We start from the raw sequence: 14,492 nt of genomic DNA on the forward strand, positions 1-14,492 counted from the left end.
GCTTCAGAACCTTGGCGATGCCCGGAGCAAGCGTCGTTCGTGGGGTCAGTATCTTCTTCATCGTTTGGCCAAAGCGTTCTCGTCAGCCTCGAATTTTACCTCCCTCGCGTTAATGCGACAGAGCCCAGCGAATGAGGGTGCATCGCCGGTCGCGTTCTTCAGCGACTGACCGGTTGCAGCCCGGTCGATTCTGTCCCGATGAAATCTATTGCGACCGGACGTCAGTCCGACATCTCATCAGGCCATTGCTGTGCGCCGTGCAGCACGCGCAGGATTCGGACTGTGTCTCCTGTAATACGGTACGCTGCGATATACGGCGTGCGGCTAATGACCAATTCGCGTGTGCCTTCAATGCGCCCAAGGCGACCAGTCTCGGGAAACTGGAGCAGCTGCCGGACCTGCGTGCGAATCCGATCGTCTACATCAACGGCAGCACGCGGGCTGTCTTCTTCGATGTAGTCGAAAATCCCGTCTCGGTCCTCGAGAGCGAAAGCGGACCACTCAAGCCTCACGCGTCACCCTTGTCGGCCTTACGAAGGGCCGCCGCGCGACGTTTGGCGAAGTGGGCCTCTACCTCATCGTGAGGAATTGCCGGCCGCGGATCGGCCAACGCTTCCTGTACCTTCGCGCGGAACCAGGCGTCATGTGCGGCAGGGTCGGCCGCAAAGGCGAATGGCAGCGCACCTTCGTTCGCGACGCGCGTCAGCAGAATACGAACCGCATCGGAGACGGTCAGCCCCATGTTATCGAGCACCGCCGCCGCGCGCTCTTTCAGCACGGGATCGATGCGCGTCTGTACCAATGCACTCGCAGCCATGACGGTTACTCCTCTCGGTAGCTTAGTCCCCGCATTGTAATTCAAATGCATTACGTGCGGATTAACTTTGGCGATAGCGGTCCGGACGGTTTATATGTGTGCGGGGGATTTGTGCGGACTCCCCGGCTCAGGCAGTCTAACAGCGGGGCGACCCGATTAGAGGCGACTTCACCGGAGCTATGCTGCGTTGCAATGTTCAGACTTAAGCGAAACAGGTTCAAGGTTAAGTGAATCTCGGCAGTCGCAATAAGGGCACGATAATCACGCGCAGTGGACCAACTTAGCTAACTTGGCTAGAATGACGTCATCCTAAGGAGTGACGTATGCAAAACGCCAATATCCATGATGCAAAGACAAACCTGTCGCGGCTCGTCGACGCCGCGATTTCAGGCGAGGAAATCGTGATCTCGAAACGGGGCAAACCAGCTGTGCGGCTGGTTCCGGTCGATCCTGTAAAACCGTTGCGACGCTTCGGCGTAATGCGCGACAAGATCCGCATCGCGGATGACTTTGACGCGCCACTGCCGGATGATCTTCTCGACGCTTTCGAGGGACGGTGATGCGCCTTCTGCTCGACACACATATTTTTCTGTGGGTGGTAGCCGACGACCCGAAGCTCAGTGCTGCCGCGCGCGAGAAGATCTCCGAGGCAGAAGAGGTCTTCGTCAGCAGCGCGAGCATCTGGGAGGCCGCGATTAAGGCGGGTCTCGGAAAACTGGACGTGGACGTGGTGCAGCTGGTCGACGCAATCGAAACAAGCGGCTTCAATGAACTGCCCGTCATCGCCGCTCACGGCGCCGGTGTACGCAACCTGCCCGACTACCATCGCGACCCGTTCGATCGGCTTCTTATCGCGCAGGCCAAGCATGAGCCGATGCATTTCATGACAGCTGACGGGCACCTTGCCCAGTATGCGCAGGATCTCGTCGTGAAGGTCTGATGCGCGTGTAAGCAACGATCATTCGAGAAATATCATGTCGCCACAACAAGCCCTGCAGATTCTCCAGCAGCTCGCCGATGGGATAGACCCAACGACCGGGGAAGTGCTGTCCGGTGAAAGTCCATTCAATCAACCCGAGGTCATCCGGGCGCTGTTTCTTGCTTCGGAAGCGCTCAAAGCACAAGGCCCGGAAGAGACAACAAAGCCGGCACCGAAAGCCAAGCCTGAGAACGCTGGCCGATCGGGTTCTGTCGCAGTAAGGAAAGGGAGTCAAGCAAATGCAATATACGAAGGATGACTTATGATGCCAGAGAATAAAATTGCTGGGCGGCGGACCGCGCAGTTTTGCTCGAACATTTCATCTGTCCTTTCTTGATCATGTGCATCAATTCGATGCCACTCAGAATGACGCGCGCGCAGTTGAAATCCTTGAACCCGAGCATCGGTCGGATCCGGCGTTTGATGGCCCGATGGTCCTGCTCGACGATGTTGTTCAAATACTTGATCTGACGGGTTCTGGTGCAAATAGGTAGGCGGGTTGAGAAAGCTCATATAGGTAGGAAAGCTTATGGATCAAACAGGACCGCATTCCATACGGCGGGCGCAGCGGCCTCCTTGAGGCCGAGCTTCGCGAGATCGAACTGCCCCTTGCGAATGCGATGCGTCAACTCGATTCCTGAAATCGTGCTCGCGGCGCTCCCGAATCGCTTGAGCCCAAGCATCACGTTCGTTCTGGACTTGATGTAGCGATGGTCTTGCTCGATCACGTTGTTCAGATATTTTGAGGACCGGACCTTCGTGTCTTCAGGCAGCAGACCATCGGCCTTGATTTCGCGCACCGCGCGGTGCGAGGCGGCATAGCCGTCGAGCGTGATGGTCTCCGGCGGCTGGCCCTGACGCTTGATAGCCTGGCTGAAAAAGGCTTTGGCCGCAGCCACGTCGCGTCGGGCTCTGAGCATGAAGTCCACCGTCTGGCCAGCCCGATCCACTGCCCGGTACAGGTAGACCCACCTGCCGCGAATCTTCAGGTAAGTCTCATCGACACGCCACGAGCGACCCGCAGGTGTAGCAAAGCGGTTCCAGCGTTTGACGAACTCGGGTGTATAACGCCTCACCCAGCGCAGAATCGTCGTGTGAGCCAGCGACAATCCCCGTTCGGCCATCATCTCGACCAGATCGCGAAAGCTGAGCTTGTAGCGCAGGTACCAGCGAACGCACAGAATGATGATCTCCCGATCAAAATGGCGTCCGCCGAACAACTTCTCAGGACTCTTCAGCTTGCTCATCGCGGCTCCTCGGTTCGTTTTCTTCCGACAACTCTAACCCATTCGCTAGCCCTATTTGCACCAGAGCCATTTGAACAACCTGCTTCTCACGATACGTCAGCGAACCGCATTCTCCGCTGTAACGCGCCCGCCAAGCCTGCGGTGAGTGGGTTGGAATTGATCTGTCCGCTTTGATGCTCGCTGCCAGATCGCAAGCCTTATGCCAAACTTGCCCAGCAGTTCGCAAAGGCACCCTGGCCGCGAACCGCGACAGGGGCCATTGCAGCAGATAGCAACGCATCACAGTTTGATTCCACATGGTTCTTAGACTCGCTAACAGAACGTCTCCAACGAAGCGGACGATCAAGTCGAGTCTAGCGGGAGCAAAGCGCGGAATCCGGAGACGGCGTGTGATGCGCTTCGTTTTAGAGCTTAATAAATGTTGGAAAGGAAACAGAATTGTTGTTGCGATTGTCGGATTTGAGCGCAACGGTTCGGTTTTGTCGCAATAACGCGGTCAAGTAAAATCCGCCGACGACAACGCATGAGAAGCGTGATGACAAAGACGAAGACGCCTTGCAAGAGGCTGCCCGCTGGCATTGGCAAGGTACTGAAGCGGCTGCACTACCCGCTGGACGTGATCCTGCTGTGCGTCCGGTGGTACGTGGCGTACTCACTGAGCCTACGAAACCTCGAAGAAATGATGGCCGAGCGGGGTATCGAGGTGGACCATTCGAGCGTGCACCGGTGGGTTATCAAGCTGCTGCCGGTGTTTGAAAAAGCATTGCGCAAACGCAAACGGCCTGTCGGCAAGAGCTGGCGCGTCGATGAGACCTATGTCAAGGTCAAAGGCCATTGGAAATACTTGTACCGTGCCGTGGACAAGGCGGGCAACACGGTGGATTTCCTGCTGCGCGCCCATCGGGACAAGGCCGCGGCGCGCCGCTACTTCGAGAAGGCGATTGAACAGAACGGCGAGCCCGAGACAATCACCGTGGACAGGAGCGGTGCCAATCTGGCTGCGCTTGAAGCGCTCAATGCCGAGCGTTTAACGCCGATCAAGGTCCGGCAAAACAAATACCTAAACAACGTCGTCGAGCAGGATCACCGTGCCATCAAACGCATCATCAAACCGATGATGGGGTTCAAGGATTTCCGCTGTGCGCGCATCATCCTGTCTGGCATTGAGATCGCACACATGATCCGCAAGGGGCAGATGTATGACGATGGCGTCGCCTCGACTGCAGCCGAACAATTCTATTCTCTCGTGATGTAAGCAATCCTCTTCACCTTAGGCGCCTGATCGTCGCATCGTCCTTAACGCGACACAACCCCTTGTCTTCTCTCTAACGTGACAAAGCCTTGCAGACCAGTTCTATTCGCTGGTCATATAAGGCATTCCCATCGATTAGGAATTTTCGCGACACTTCATCCTTATCGCGACACTACCAATCTGTGTCCAGAAAAATCCGGGCTGTGGCAGATGGGGCTCGCAGAAAAATTCGATCCCTTCGGAAAACCCGCAATCAGTTGTCAGTGGATCATTCAACCGAGCATCGTTGGGCTCTCAAACTGCTGGCGGCGCTGGAAAAATCGTTTCGCAGCGCCAAGGGCTTCAAGGAAGTTCGGTGTGCGCTTTCGAGCACCGTTTGTCTCGAAACCGCCATTTCCAACATCCGTCGGCGCGAATGGAAGAAATGCGTCACCCCAGGCACTGCTGACCCGGCTCCGCTGGAACAGTCTTACTCGCATGCAGCGCCAGCAACATTCTGGCTCGACGGGACCCTCGTGAACCTGCTCACCGGATTTTGCCACCGCGCGACTTACCGTCCGAAATGGCAACGCGCAAACCATCGCAGTTCAGTGAGTTCCACGACGGCTGCGCCCGACGCGCCTTGCTGATCGACGCACATATCGTGCCGTCGGCCCAAATATTGCATATGCTTTTCCTTGAGCAATAGGAGCGGATATTGACCTATCTGCAACTATCTGCAATTTAGCAGCACGGTCAAATAATCCTGCGCAACGTTGGTTACCTGAATGGGAGACATGATGCGGAATGCAATTGGATTTGTCGGGTTAGGTGATACACGCACGCCGCTGCGTAAAATTGTCATTTCGCCCGTGAATTTGACCGCAAACGGCCGCGCACATCTTGGTCACGCAGGTGGTCCATTTTTGCGAATGGATATCCTCGCACGCGCCTTGCGTCGTAGCGGACATGATGTTTGGTACGGACTCACTACGGACGGCTTCGAAAATCATGTCGTTGCGAAAGCGACGCAACTCGGAGAACATCCGGCAACGATGGCCGCGCGATTTCATGAGCAGATCGGGACCGATTTGAAGGCCCTCGATATTCATCTCGACAGCTTTGATGATCCCGTTCATCGCACCAACATCGATACGTTTTTTGGTGTGCGGGAAGCACTGATGCGCAGACTGGGACAAAGCGACCAAGTCCAACTACGCGACGAACGACTGCCTGTTGACGATGCGTTGCCTTCCACAGCACCTATAGAGGACCGGTTTTCCATCGGCGCCTGGTTGGCCGCATGTTGTCCTAGCTGTTTGAAGCCGGCCGGCAGCTTCTTTTGTGAAGCTTGCGGCATGCACTTCGAGCCGTGGGATGCGGTAAAGCCCGTTTCACGACGGGGAACAATCACTGAGTGGGTAGAAAGCAAGTCCTACTTCCTGAACATGCGGGATCCGACCCAGCTAACTGTGCAATGGGAGCAAATGCACATCGAGGCACCGTTTGCGCGTATCGCGCAACGATACGTCGATCGGTGCGGGGGCACAATGCGATTGACGTTGCCCGGGCTCTATGGCGTTCCATGGCAAGCCGATGCTTGCGTGAATCGTCAGATTCTCTTTAGCTATTCCGCAGGCTGCTATACGCACCATCTCTACTGCGGTGAGCGGTATGCACAAGAGCGCGGTGTGGCGAATCCCTTTTTGCATGGGAGTGACACATTCCTGATCTGCTCGACGGGGATCGACAATACAATTCCGGTGCTCGTCGGGGTCACGGGTTGTGCGCTTGTGCAGGAAAATTTTCGTCCTTTCGACAGCGTGAACTTCAACTACTTCCTCAAGCTGAACGGCAGCAAATTCTCGACTAGCCGCGGCCACGTTATCTGGGCTGGTGATATCGGAAACATAAACGGCATCAACACGGATGCGCTGCGCGTGTACCTCTCCGAAACATGTCCCGAGGAAGAGGAAACAGATTTTCGTGTTGGCAACATGCTTGGCCGTCACAATCATCTCGTCTCAACGGTCGGGACGCTTGTCGCAAGCGCCTGCGCCACGATAGTCGAAAATCCGGCTTTTCGCGGCGAGCCGGCATTCGATTCGTCGCTGTTCGCGAGGCTCGTCGAGCTGTATGGTCAGCAAAGCGCCGCGCTGTCACCCGACAAGCTGCGGGTTTCGCTGGCGTCAAAGCCGCTTATGGCATGGCTGGATCTCGCCAACGAAGCGCGCACGCCAGCCACGGCATATACGTGGCTCAAAGGCCTCGCATTCCTGGCTGCCCCGCTGATGCCGCGCACCGCCGACGCCATCTGGGTATGGCTTGGACATGCCGATACTCCATCGGCATCCGCTTTTCCGGAAACCCGTCAGATACCGGATGCAAAGGCGCCCAATCTCCACGAGTCGCGACTGTTGCATGAGCATGATCTTTCCAACTGCCTTCCTGCGAGCATGGACTCATGAGTGCACCCGCCGAACTGCCTTCCGCGCTCAAAGCTACCGCGTTCATACCGTTCCTGGTTGCGAGCGCTGCGCTTGCGGCGGCCTATGGGGCAAGTTTTCTGCTGGCCGACTATCTGCGCGCAAGCGGGCTCGACGTTTCAATGGCGGGCACCGTGATTTCGAGCGGCATCTTCACCATGATCATCAGTTCGCTGTTCGCCGGCTGGATAGCGCAACGGATCGGACTGATGTCGACGATCATCGCAGCTGCCGGGGCGATGTCCGCGGCGATGCTCGCGTTTGGGCTGACACGCGTCGATTTGAGGATTGCCTTCGCGGGTGGACTGTTGCTGGGTCTAGGTTGGTCGGCGTTCAATATCCTGGCGCCGCTCCAGATCATCCACCACTTGAAGCCTTCAGCGCGGATCAGATATTTGACGCTTTTGTCAGGCGCCCAAATGGCAGGACTCGGATTCGCTTCACCTACTGGCCATTTCCTCGCGCACCGATTCGGTTCATTTTACGTCGTTTATATCGGTTTGGCTTGTGTCTGCCTTTCTGCTGCAGTCGCACTCGCGATAGTCCGGAAGCTTGTGCAAGGCACGCCGCACTTATCGATGGCAGCGGTTGGCATCACACCTTCCCTAGCCGCATCGGTCTTGTGCTCGACCACCCGCATGCCCATTGCGATGATCGGACTTGCCGCCTGCGCTTTTGCGGGGCTTTCGACTTACCAGACGGCGTACGCAGAATCTCGACACCTGCCCGCGGAACTTTTCTTCCTGACGTTCACCTTGACGACCGTAGTATGCCGGTTCACGCTTGCGCCAGCAATCAGCAGGCTGCCTGTTCGCAAGCTCGCGTTCGCGCTGTTCATCGCCACACTCGCCGCGCTAGCGCTCTTCATCTGCAACCGCAGCAGCTCAATTGTCTATGTAATCAGCGCCTGCGTTTTTGCCATAGGCTATGGACTCACCTATTCGACCTTGAACAGCATGGCTGTCAATCTTGCCGGCGACGCGGAATTGTCCGTGCCGGTCACTTCCCAAGTCTTCACGATCGCGTACTTTGCCGGTGTGTTTGGCTTTCCCTACATCGCTGGAATGCTGGTCGCTCACGGCGGGATCAATCTCATGCTGACGGTAACGCTTGCCATTGCCTCCGTAAACGTCCTGTTGCTAGCCCGAACCCACTCGGGAAGCCCGCGGCCCGCGGTGACGGCGCACTATTGATGTCAGAGCCGGTTTGACTGCAGGTAGTCGAGCATTCCAAGGTAAATTTTCGTCGCGAGGTCGTCAAATGAGCAGAGAGTCTGTCGTCGCCGTTGGTGCAGGTCCAGCAAACCTGAGTCTCGCTGCGCTTGCGTATAACCAGCGTGAGCTTGCCGTGACTGTATTTGAGCGAGCACTTGATCCTGCGTGGCATCCAGGATTGATGGTCGACGGGGCACTGATGCAGACGAGTTTCCTGAAAGACCTTGTCTCGCTTGTCGACCCGACCAACCCATACTCGTTTCTTGCGTACCTGAAGGACCACCGGCGTCTCTATCGAGCCGTCGTGTGCGGGTTGGACCGCATCACGCGGCAGGAGTTTCAAGATTATCTGAAATGGGCTGCCATGCGGTTGCCCAATATCCGCTTCGGCACGGCCATCAATGAAATCGATCTAGATCGCGATTCATTTTGCGTGCGTGCCAAGGAAGAAACGGTGCGCACGAAGACGGTCGTCATCGGTGTGGGCCGGGAACCGTTCGTTCCTGACTTCGCACGCCTAATTCGCGGAAAGAACGTTTTTCATAGCGGCGCATTCCTGAGTGAAAAGCGGAATTTTTCAGGTTCGAGCGTGGCGGTGGTGGGCGGCGGCCAAAGCAGCGCCGAAGTCGTCAGCGCGCTACTGCGCGGGTTACATGGAGAACCGGCATCGATTACGTGGGTGTCGCGTCGGCCAAATCTGTTTGCCCTCGAAGACAGCCCATTCGTCAATGAATGGTTCTTTCCCCAACACAGCATGTGGTTCCAACGGTGTTCACGGGAGGCGCGTGAACGAATTCTGATGGGGCAGGAACTGGCGGGCGATGGCGTCAGCGCCTCGACGCTTCGGGAAATCTATCAGCTCTTGTACGAGCGCGAAGTGGCGCATAAGGCAAGGCCGGGCGCCTGCGAGATACGGATCGATTCGTCGGTCGAGGCAATGAGTCTCGACGGGCCTGGTTATTTGTTGACAGTGCGTGACCGCGTGAACGGCGATGTGATGCACGCATATGCGGATGTCGTCATTCTCTGCACAGGGTACAGATCCTCGCTGCCGCGGTTACTCGAGCCTTTACGAAGCCGGCTGTCGTTTGTGCAAAACACATTAGGAGATACGGAGCTTGAGATACGCGATGATTTTTCCGTGGTCCTGGATGGGCCGCCCGGCTGTCGGCTCTATCTGCAAAACGGCGCGCGCTCGCAGTATGGGGTCGCAGATGCCTACCTCAGTCTGCTTTCATGGCGCAGTGCGCGAATCTTGAACGCCATTCTCCGTATGGAGCGCTTCGATTGCGGTGTAATGAGCGGTGCTATCACGTGGTCAGGCGAAACCTTGGCGGCGTCGCGGAAGCCATCGCAAGAGATGACGGAGAAAATTTCATGACTCGAAAGCACGGCTTCACCACGACAGATCTCGCCGGAATGTCTCATGCGTCGTTGCCGCCGGAGCTGCAGAAGGCGCCTAACGTCGTCAATGCATTTGCTGATGACCGCTTTAGTGGCAATCCCGCGGGTGTTGTGATCTTGCGTGAATTTCCTCCGGCCGAGCAAATGCAAGCGGCTGCTCACTATGCGAAGCTGCCGACCACTGCCTTTGTGGCACCATCATCGGACCAAGACGAACTCGCGTGCTTCGACATACGATGGTTTACGCCTAGTGCAGAGCTCGAGCTCTGTGGGCACGCGACGCTCGCGGCGGCGCATTGGCTATTTGCTCGAGGGGAAGTGCCGGGCCACGCGCTGACGTTCGGATCGAGGAGCGGCGTGCTTGCTATCACGCGCGCTGGCGATGCGATCACCATGAGCTTCCCTCGCATTCTCAGCGTCGCCGCTGACGGGGCGACGGCGCGCACCGTGTCGGACGCGCTTGGTGTGCCGCTGGTCGAATGCCGGCGTGCTTATGATGATCTGATTGCCGTGGTCGCGGAAGAGTCTATCGTCACGCGCTTTGTGCCGGATCTCGCTGCAATTCGCGGCCTTGAATGTCGTGGCGTCGTGCTGACCGCACGTACCGATCCAAACGGTTCGCTCGCGGAATATGACATCGTGTCGCGGTTTTTCGCGCCAGCGATTTCCATCGACGAGGATCAGGTGTGTGTGTCCGCGCATTGCAAGCTTCAGCCGTACTGGTCCGAGCGCTTGGGCCGCTCGAGTCTGCGTGCGTTGCAAGCCTCAGCTAGCGGTGGGCGGCTAGGACTGGACGCATGGGGCGATCGCGTCTTAGTCGAAGGTAGCGCGCGCTTCGGAGACATTGACGGCATTCGACATGGAACGGTTGCGTGCGGCCCCGTTACCACCTGTGCTATCGGTGTGACCATGCGTGAGTTCGATGGCTTGGCGAGTGAACATTCCAAGGCGCCTTTCCGGCTTGCGTCATTTCGCGTCGCTCCCGGTTGCGCCACCGTTGCGGAAGCGCATGACGTGGCAGAACTTTGGCATCTCTCCAGGGGACATGGTCGTGCGGTAGTCGACGGCCAGAGCATTGAGTTGAAGGCAGGCGACTCGGTTCACTTCGCCCCTCGAGAGCGTCACCAGTTGCACAACGTCGGAGATGAGGCTATAGAGGCCGTTTCGATTTGGTGGGAAGTGCCCCGATCATGACCATGTGCTTCGATCTTGTCGTCGTCGGCGGAGGGCTTTGTCACGTTAGAGAGAAGACAAGGCAATGCTGGCAGGGGCGATCAGTCGCTCAAAAAGCGGTAGACGGATTTTGGGTGAGTACGGTGAAGGGATGCCACGCAGCAAATCGCAAGGCGGTTGGCCATCGTGTGGCGCAGCAGGTGCGAGCGCGTGTACGGCAACCCGGCGCGCGCGAAGGCCTGACGGATCGTTTTGCGTACGCAGTCGGGGCCGACGGGCTGATCGTGTGGTGCCACGTGGCGCACGAAGACCGCGCGGTTGCGTGTCCTGGGACGTTCGTACTTCATATAGGCCGCGATGGCGTTGCCGGTGGCCGCCGGCAGCGGCAGCACGTCGTCGCGACGGCCCTTCGTATGACGCAGCGTGATCGTACCGGCACGCCAGTCGATGTCGTCGAGGCTGAGCCGGGCGATCTCGCCGCTGCGAAGCCCGAGATCCAGGGCGCAGCGTACGATAGCATCGGCGCGCCGCAAAGAGCGTCCTGATTTGCCGAGCGAACCAACCAGTTGGTCGACTTCTTCGGCGCTCAGGGTCTTGGGAAGTGATGCCAACTGCCAGTTGGCTGGATAGGAAACCGCGCCAATCAGCCCGTGCACCGCGTCACCAAACGAAGCGCGATAGCGAAAGTATCCACGCAGTGCTGCGACCACCGCACCAGCATTTGCCGGCCTGCTGTAGAGCTTGGCCTGTTGCGCGAAGAAGCGCCGAACATGGTCGGGTTTGACTGCCGTAATGTCGATGACGCCGTCGCCGAAGCGCCAAGCCAGCAGTCGCCCCACGATGCGTATAGCCATCTCCCGGGTCTTGGGTGCCAGACCACGCACATGGTCCATGTACGCCTCATAACGGAGCAGTTCCTCATCAACCGGCGTTCTGCTTAACGTTGGCGGGTCGAGAACGCCTTGGGCGCGCAATACAACCAGAAGATGACCCAAGGCGGCGCTCAGACCGCGTCGATCTCGCTGAACCCGGCCCCTGCAGTGGCATCGAGGAAGATGATCGTCAAGGAACTCGGTAACTGTAGCCTCGTCGATGCGCGTAACGCGCAGACGGCGACCATGTAGCCATTGAGCAAAGTGGGCAATGCTGCCCATAGAGTTGACGAACGTGGTCGAGGCGTAGCCACGGTCGGTCAAATACTGCTTGAACGCATCAACGTAGGGAGAGAGCGGCCCCTCGGCGAGCCGGTCGAAGGCGGTGAGACGAGATGATCGGGTGTTCTCCATGGCGGTCTCCTTAAGTGGGACCACCACTTCAATCCGTAGTAGAAACTATGTCCAGATTGATGCTAATCCGTCTCGCCAGAAACTGCGTCGCTGCTGAACCAACCACGTACCCCCAGTACGATCTGTGCATAGTTGCTAACTGAGCATAGGGGTCGTAAGTACGCACTGGTGTCACTGACCGGCATATTCGAGCCATTCCGGGATCGGCGTAATCGAGCCACCGGATGATCGCCGCAATCGAGCCAGTGCATGATCGGCGCAATCGGGCCACTCGATGATCGGCGTATTGGAGCCACCGCAGGATCGGCGTAATCGAGCCACGTAGCAGGCTCAGTGTTCTGTCGGGGGCTCTGTCGCATTAACGCGAGGGAGGTAAAATTCGAGGCTGACGAGAACGCTTTGGCCAAACGATGAAGAAGATACTGACGCCACGAACGACGCTTGCTCCGGGCATCGCCAAGGTTCTGAAGCGGCTGCACTATCCGCTTGAAGTGATCCTGCTGTGCGTGCGATGGTACGTTGCTTACTCGCTGAGTCTTCGCAATCTCGAGGAAATGATGGCTGAGCGCGACATTGGCGTCGATCATTCGACGGTGCATCGCTGGGTTGTCAAGGTGGTACCGCTGTTCGAAAAGACGTTTCGCAAGCACAAGCGGCCGGTCGGCAAGAGCTGGCGGGTTGATGAAACCTATATCAAGGTTAAGGGCTCGTGGAAGTATCTTTACCGGGCAGTGGATAAGGCGGGCAACACCATCGATTTTCTGTTCAGGGCCAAGCGGGACAAGGCTGCTGCTCGGCGCTTCTTCGAAAAGGCAATCGGTCAGAACGGCTCGCCCGAGACGATAACCATCGACAAAAGCGGCTCCAATCTGGCTGCGCTTAACGCGGTGAATGCCGAGCGCGAGACGCCCATCAAGGTTCGTCAGATCAAGTATTTGAACAACATCGTCGAGCAGGACCATCGGGCCATCAAACGCCGGATCCGACCGATGCTCGGGTTCAAGGATTTCAACTGCGCGCGCGTCATTCTGAGTGGCATCGAATTGATGCACATGATCAAGAAAGGACAGATGAAATGTTCGAGCAAAACTGCGCGGTCCGCCGCCCAGCAATTTTATTCGCTGGCATCATAAGTCATCCTTCGCATATTGCATTTGCTTGACTCCCTTTCCTTACTGCGACAGAACCTCTCTCATATCGAGGGCGGGGTACCGTGGATTTTCCTTGCGTTACATACCGTTGTTTTTTGGAGGTCTTTTCCGTGGACCGCCATCGCAATCTGGACAAGCCGTACTCTGTGTCACGGATAACAAGGTTATCTGTAAGCGGAAGTTTCTCCTCACATAGATCCTGAGCTGATAACAGCGCAGGATGTGTCCACGGTTTTAATCTCTTCGGGTCGGATTCCCCGCCGCTTGCGGCGAAGGCCGATCGAAGATCGGCAGTTGGAGAAGCGCAGTTCATCCCTCACTCCTGATCTCTGCTCCCGAATCTCCCCGGAGGGAGGGCGGCATACCATCTCCCCGGACCCTGGGGATGCCCCTTCGAGAACCCGTGCCACGTTCGCCGCTGCGGCTGGCCTGTGCGCGGAGGAGGGCGCAGCTATGCGCTATGTCGGTTGCGCCCGCAACTGGCCGCCGCGATAATCATTGGGCCGTCCTGAAGCGGTCAGGCAAGGGAGCACAACGATGAGCGAAACACCGTACTACTCCGATCTCCAGGCGGTCCCGGTTGGTATCACCCCTCAGCTGCGCGACGAAATCCAGCAACTGGTCGAAGCCAAATATGACGTCGATGAACTCGCCCGCCCATGGCGGGGCTGGCCGGCGTCTGACAACGCCGTTCCACGACGGCGGCTACGGGCCGAAGGACGGGCTCGGATTTTTCCGGGCGGTTCTGCCGTTCAGTGATCTCGAAAACGACGGCGACGCGTTTAGCGCGCTGGTGCCGGTTTCGCAAACCATCGGTGCCAGCTGGAGGTGGTCGACCGGTTCTGTGCCCGAAACCGAACGGCCGGCGCTGCTTGCCCGACTGCAGGACCCGGCTCGTGCAGAGGAAGCTGATCGCGAGCGGGCGGAGTTCTTCTGGATCAAGCCACTGGGCCTCTTTCTCGCTCACGAAGGAAAGAACCGCGTGGGATTTTTCCGCGACATGGACGCGCAATGGATTCCCGCACGCGTGATGCCATGCGACTATCCAGCGGCCAAACGACTCGCAATCTACAGGGTGAAGCACCAGCACCAGACCATGTACTGGGCCGTGCTGGACAACAGGCTGCTGGAGCCCATGAACCACCCGGACTGGGCGCTGCCGGTGCTGCGCGCCTACGGCGTACGGGAGCACCATCAGTGGCCGCATGATTTTCCGCCTGTCGATGTGACCGCCGCAGCGCTCACGGCCCGCCTCGTGAATCCGGTCTCTTCCCGACCGGCGCCGCTCGACCTCCAGCTGGTTCTGGAGAAGGAAGCCTACGAGGCAGAGGAAATTCCGTGCGCGATGATGGACATCGATCCGGTCAAAATTCCATGGCTGCGGATTTCGGCGAACGTGACCGCCGATTTCGGGAACGTGACCGATTCGGCGGGGTTGGGCGTTGCGCGGTGTCGATTGTAGATTTCCTTGTCAGTTCTGGTCGAGTTCCGGCTCCAGGACGTT

The 14,492-nt window shown here is 57.8% G+C and carries 14 protein-coding genes and 2 pseudogenes; 11 read left to right on the forward strand and 5 right to left on the reverse strand.

Annotated elements, in window-relative coordinates:
• Positions 1-221: 221 nt before the first annotated feature.
• Both ACLFKU_RS40180 and ACLFKU_RS40185 read right to left on the reverse strand, forming a co-directional pair.
• Positions 222-512 (reverse strand): type II toxin-antitoxin system RelE/ParE family toxin, encoded by a 291-nt coding sequence (locus tag ACLFKU_RS40180; RefSeq protein WP_410852920.1) that lies wholly within the window; start codon positions 510-512, stop codon positions 222-224.
• Positions 509-817, reverse strand: coding sequence for a type II toxin-antitoxin system RelB/DinJ family antitoxin (locus tag ACLFKU_RS40185; RefSeq protein ID WP_410852921.1), 309 nt, complete (start codon positions 815-817; stop codon positions 509-511). Before ACLFKU_RS40185 ends, ACLFKU_RS40180 begins: the two co-directional genes overlap by 4 nt.
• A gap of 323 nt (positions 818-1,140) precedes the next feature.
• Here ACLFKU_RS40185 and ACLFKU_RS40190 point away from each other — a divergent pair, with 323 nt between their 5' ends.
• Genes ACLFKU_RS40190 through ACLFKU_RS40200 form a run of 3 tightly spaced genes read left to right on the forward strand, consistent with a single transcriptional unit; the run spans position 1,141 to position 2,055 of the window.
• Positions 1,141-1,377, forward strand: a complete 237-nt coding sequence (locus ACLFKU_RS40190) for a type II toxin-antitoxin system Phd/YefM family antitoxin (protein WP_410852922.1) — start codon at positions 1,141-1,143, stop codon at positions 1,375-1,377.
• Positions 1,377-1,757 carry a type II toxin-antitoxin system VapC family toxin gene (locus tag ACLFKU_RS40195; RefSeq protein WP_410852923.1) on the forward strand — a complete coding sequence of 127 codons (381 nt, stop codon included), beginning with the start codon at positions 1,377-1,379 and terminating at the stop codon, positions 1,755-1,757. Before ACLFKU_RS40190 ends, ACLFKU_RS40195 begins: the two co-directional genes overlap by 1 nt.
• Before the next feature lie 34 nt (positions 1,758-1,791).
• Positions 1,792-2,055 carry a hypothetical protein gene (locus ACLFKU_RS40200; protein ID WP_410852924.1) on the forward strand — a complete coding sequence of 88 codons (264 nt, stop codon included), beginning with the start codon at positions 1,792-1,794 and terminating at the stop codon, positions 2,053-2,055.
• A 1-nt stretch (position 2,056) separates the two neighbouring features.
• Here the strand turns inward: ACLFKU_RS40200 and ACLFKU_RS40205 are convergent.
• Positions 2,057-2,275, reverse strand: a pseudogene (locus ACLFKU_RS40205) (DDE-type integrase/transposase/recombinase); the annotation flags it as partial.
• A 48-nt stretch (positions 2,276-2,323) separates the two neighbouring features.
• Positions 2,324-3,043 (reverse strand): IS6 family transposase, encoded by a 720-nt coding sequence (locus tag ACLFKU_RS40210; protein WP_410852925.1) that lies wholly within the window; start codon positions 3,041-3,043, stop codon positions 2,324-2,326.
• A gap of 535 nt (positions 3,044-3,578) precedes the next feature.
• Between ACLFKU_RS40210 and ACLFKU_RS40215 the strand changes: the two genes are divergently transcribed.
• The 6 genes and pseudogenes from ACLFKU_RS40215 (at position 3,579) to ACLFKU_RS40240 (ending at position 10,572) form a co-directional block, all read left to right on the forward strand.
• Entirely contained in the window at positions 3,579-4,298 is a 720-nt protein-coding gene (locus ACLFKU_RS40215; protein ID WP_410852926.1) for an IS6 family transposase, read from the forward strand.
• Between the two features lie 257 nt (positions 4,299-4,555).
• Positions 4,556-4,633 (forward strand): annotated as a pseudogene (locus ACLFKU_RS40220) (IS6 family transposase); the annotation flags it as partial.
• Between the two features lie 429 nt (positions 4,634-5,062).
• Complete coding sequence (locus ACLFKU_RS40225; RefSeq protein WP_410852927.1) at positions 5,063-6,742, forward strand: class I tRNA ligase family protein; 1,680 nt, start codon at positions 5,063-5,065, stop codon at positions 6,740-6,742.
• Complete coding sequence (locus ACLFKU_RS40230; protein WP_410852928.1) at positions 6,739-7,953, forward strand: MFS transporter; 1,215 nt, start codon at positions 6,739-6,741, stop codon at positions 7,951-7,953. The genes ACLFKU_RS40225 and ACLFKU_RS40230 overlap by 4 nt, the downstream gene beginning before the upstream one ends.
• 67 nt (positions 7,954-8,020) lie before the next feature.
• A complete protein-coding gene (locus ACLFKU_RS40235; RefSeq protein WP_410852929.1) occupies positions 8,021-9,355 on the forward strand; it encodes a lysine N(6)-hydroxylase/L-ornithine N(5)-oxygenase family protein in 1,335 nt (444 codons plus the stop codon).
• Positions 9,352-10,572 (forward strand): PhzF family phenazine biosynthesis isomerase, encoded by a 1,221-nt coding sequence (locus tag ACLFKU_RS40240; protein WP_410852930.1) that lies wholly within the window; start codon positions 9,352-9,354, stop codon positions 10,570-10,572. The genes ACLFKU_RS40235 and ACLFKU_RS40240 overlap by 4 nt, the downstream gene beginning before the upstream one ends.
• Before the next feature lie 80 nt (positions 10,573-10,652).
• On the opposite strand, the gene ACLFKU_RS40245 is transcribed toward ACLFKU_RS40240, so the two are convergent.
• Complete coding sequence (locus ACLFKU_RS40245; RefSeq protein ID WP_410852931.1) at positions 10,653-11,837, reverse strand: tyrosine-type recombinase/integrase; 1,185 nt, start codon at positions 11,835-11,837, stop codon at positions 10,653-10,655.
• Positions 11,838-12,247: 410 nt separating this feature from the next.
• On the opposite strand from ACLFKU_RS40245, the gene ACLFKU_RS40250 reads away from it, so the two are divergent.
• Complete coding sequence (locus ACLFKU_RS40250; protein WP_410852044.1) at positions 12,248-12,970, forward strand: IS6 family transposase; 723 nt, start codon at positions 12,248-12,250, stop codon at positions 12,968-12,970.
• A 652-nt stretch (positions 12,971-13,622) separates the two neighbouring features.
• Positions 13,623-14,450, forward strand: a complete 828-nt coding sequence (locus tag ACLFKU_RS40255) for a hypothetical protein (protein ID WP_410852932.1) — start codon at positions 13,623-13,625, stop codon at positions 14,448-14,450.
• Positions 14,451-14,492: the final 42 nt, after the last annotated feature.

Source organism: Paraburkholderia sp. EG304 (assembly GCF_046543485.1).
GTDB lineage: Bacteria > Pseudomonadota > Gammaproteobacteria > Burkholderiales > Burkholderiaceae > Paraburkholderia > Paraburkholderia youngii.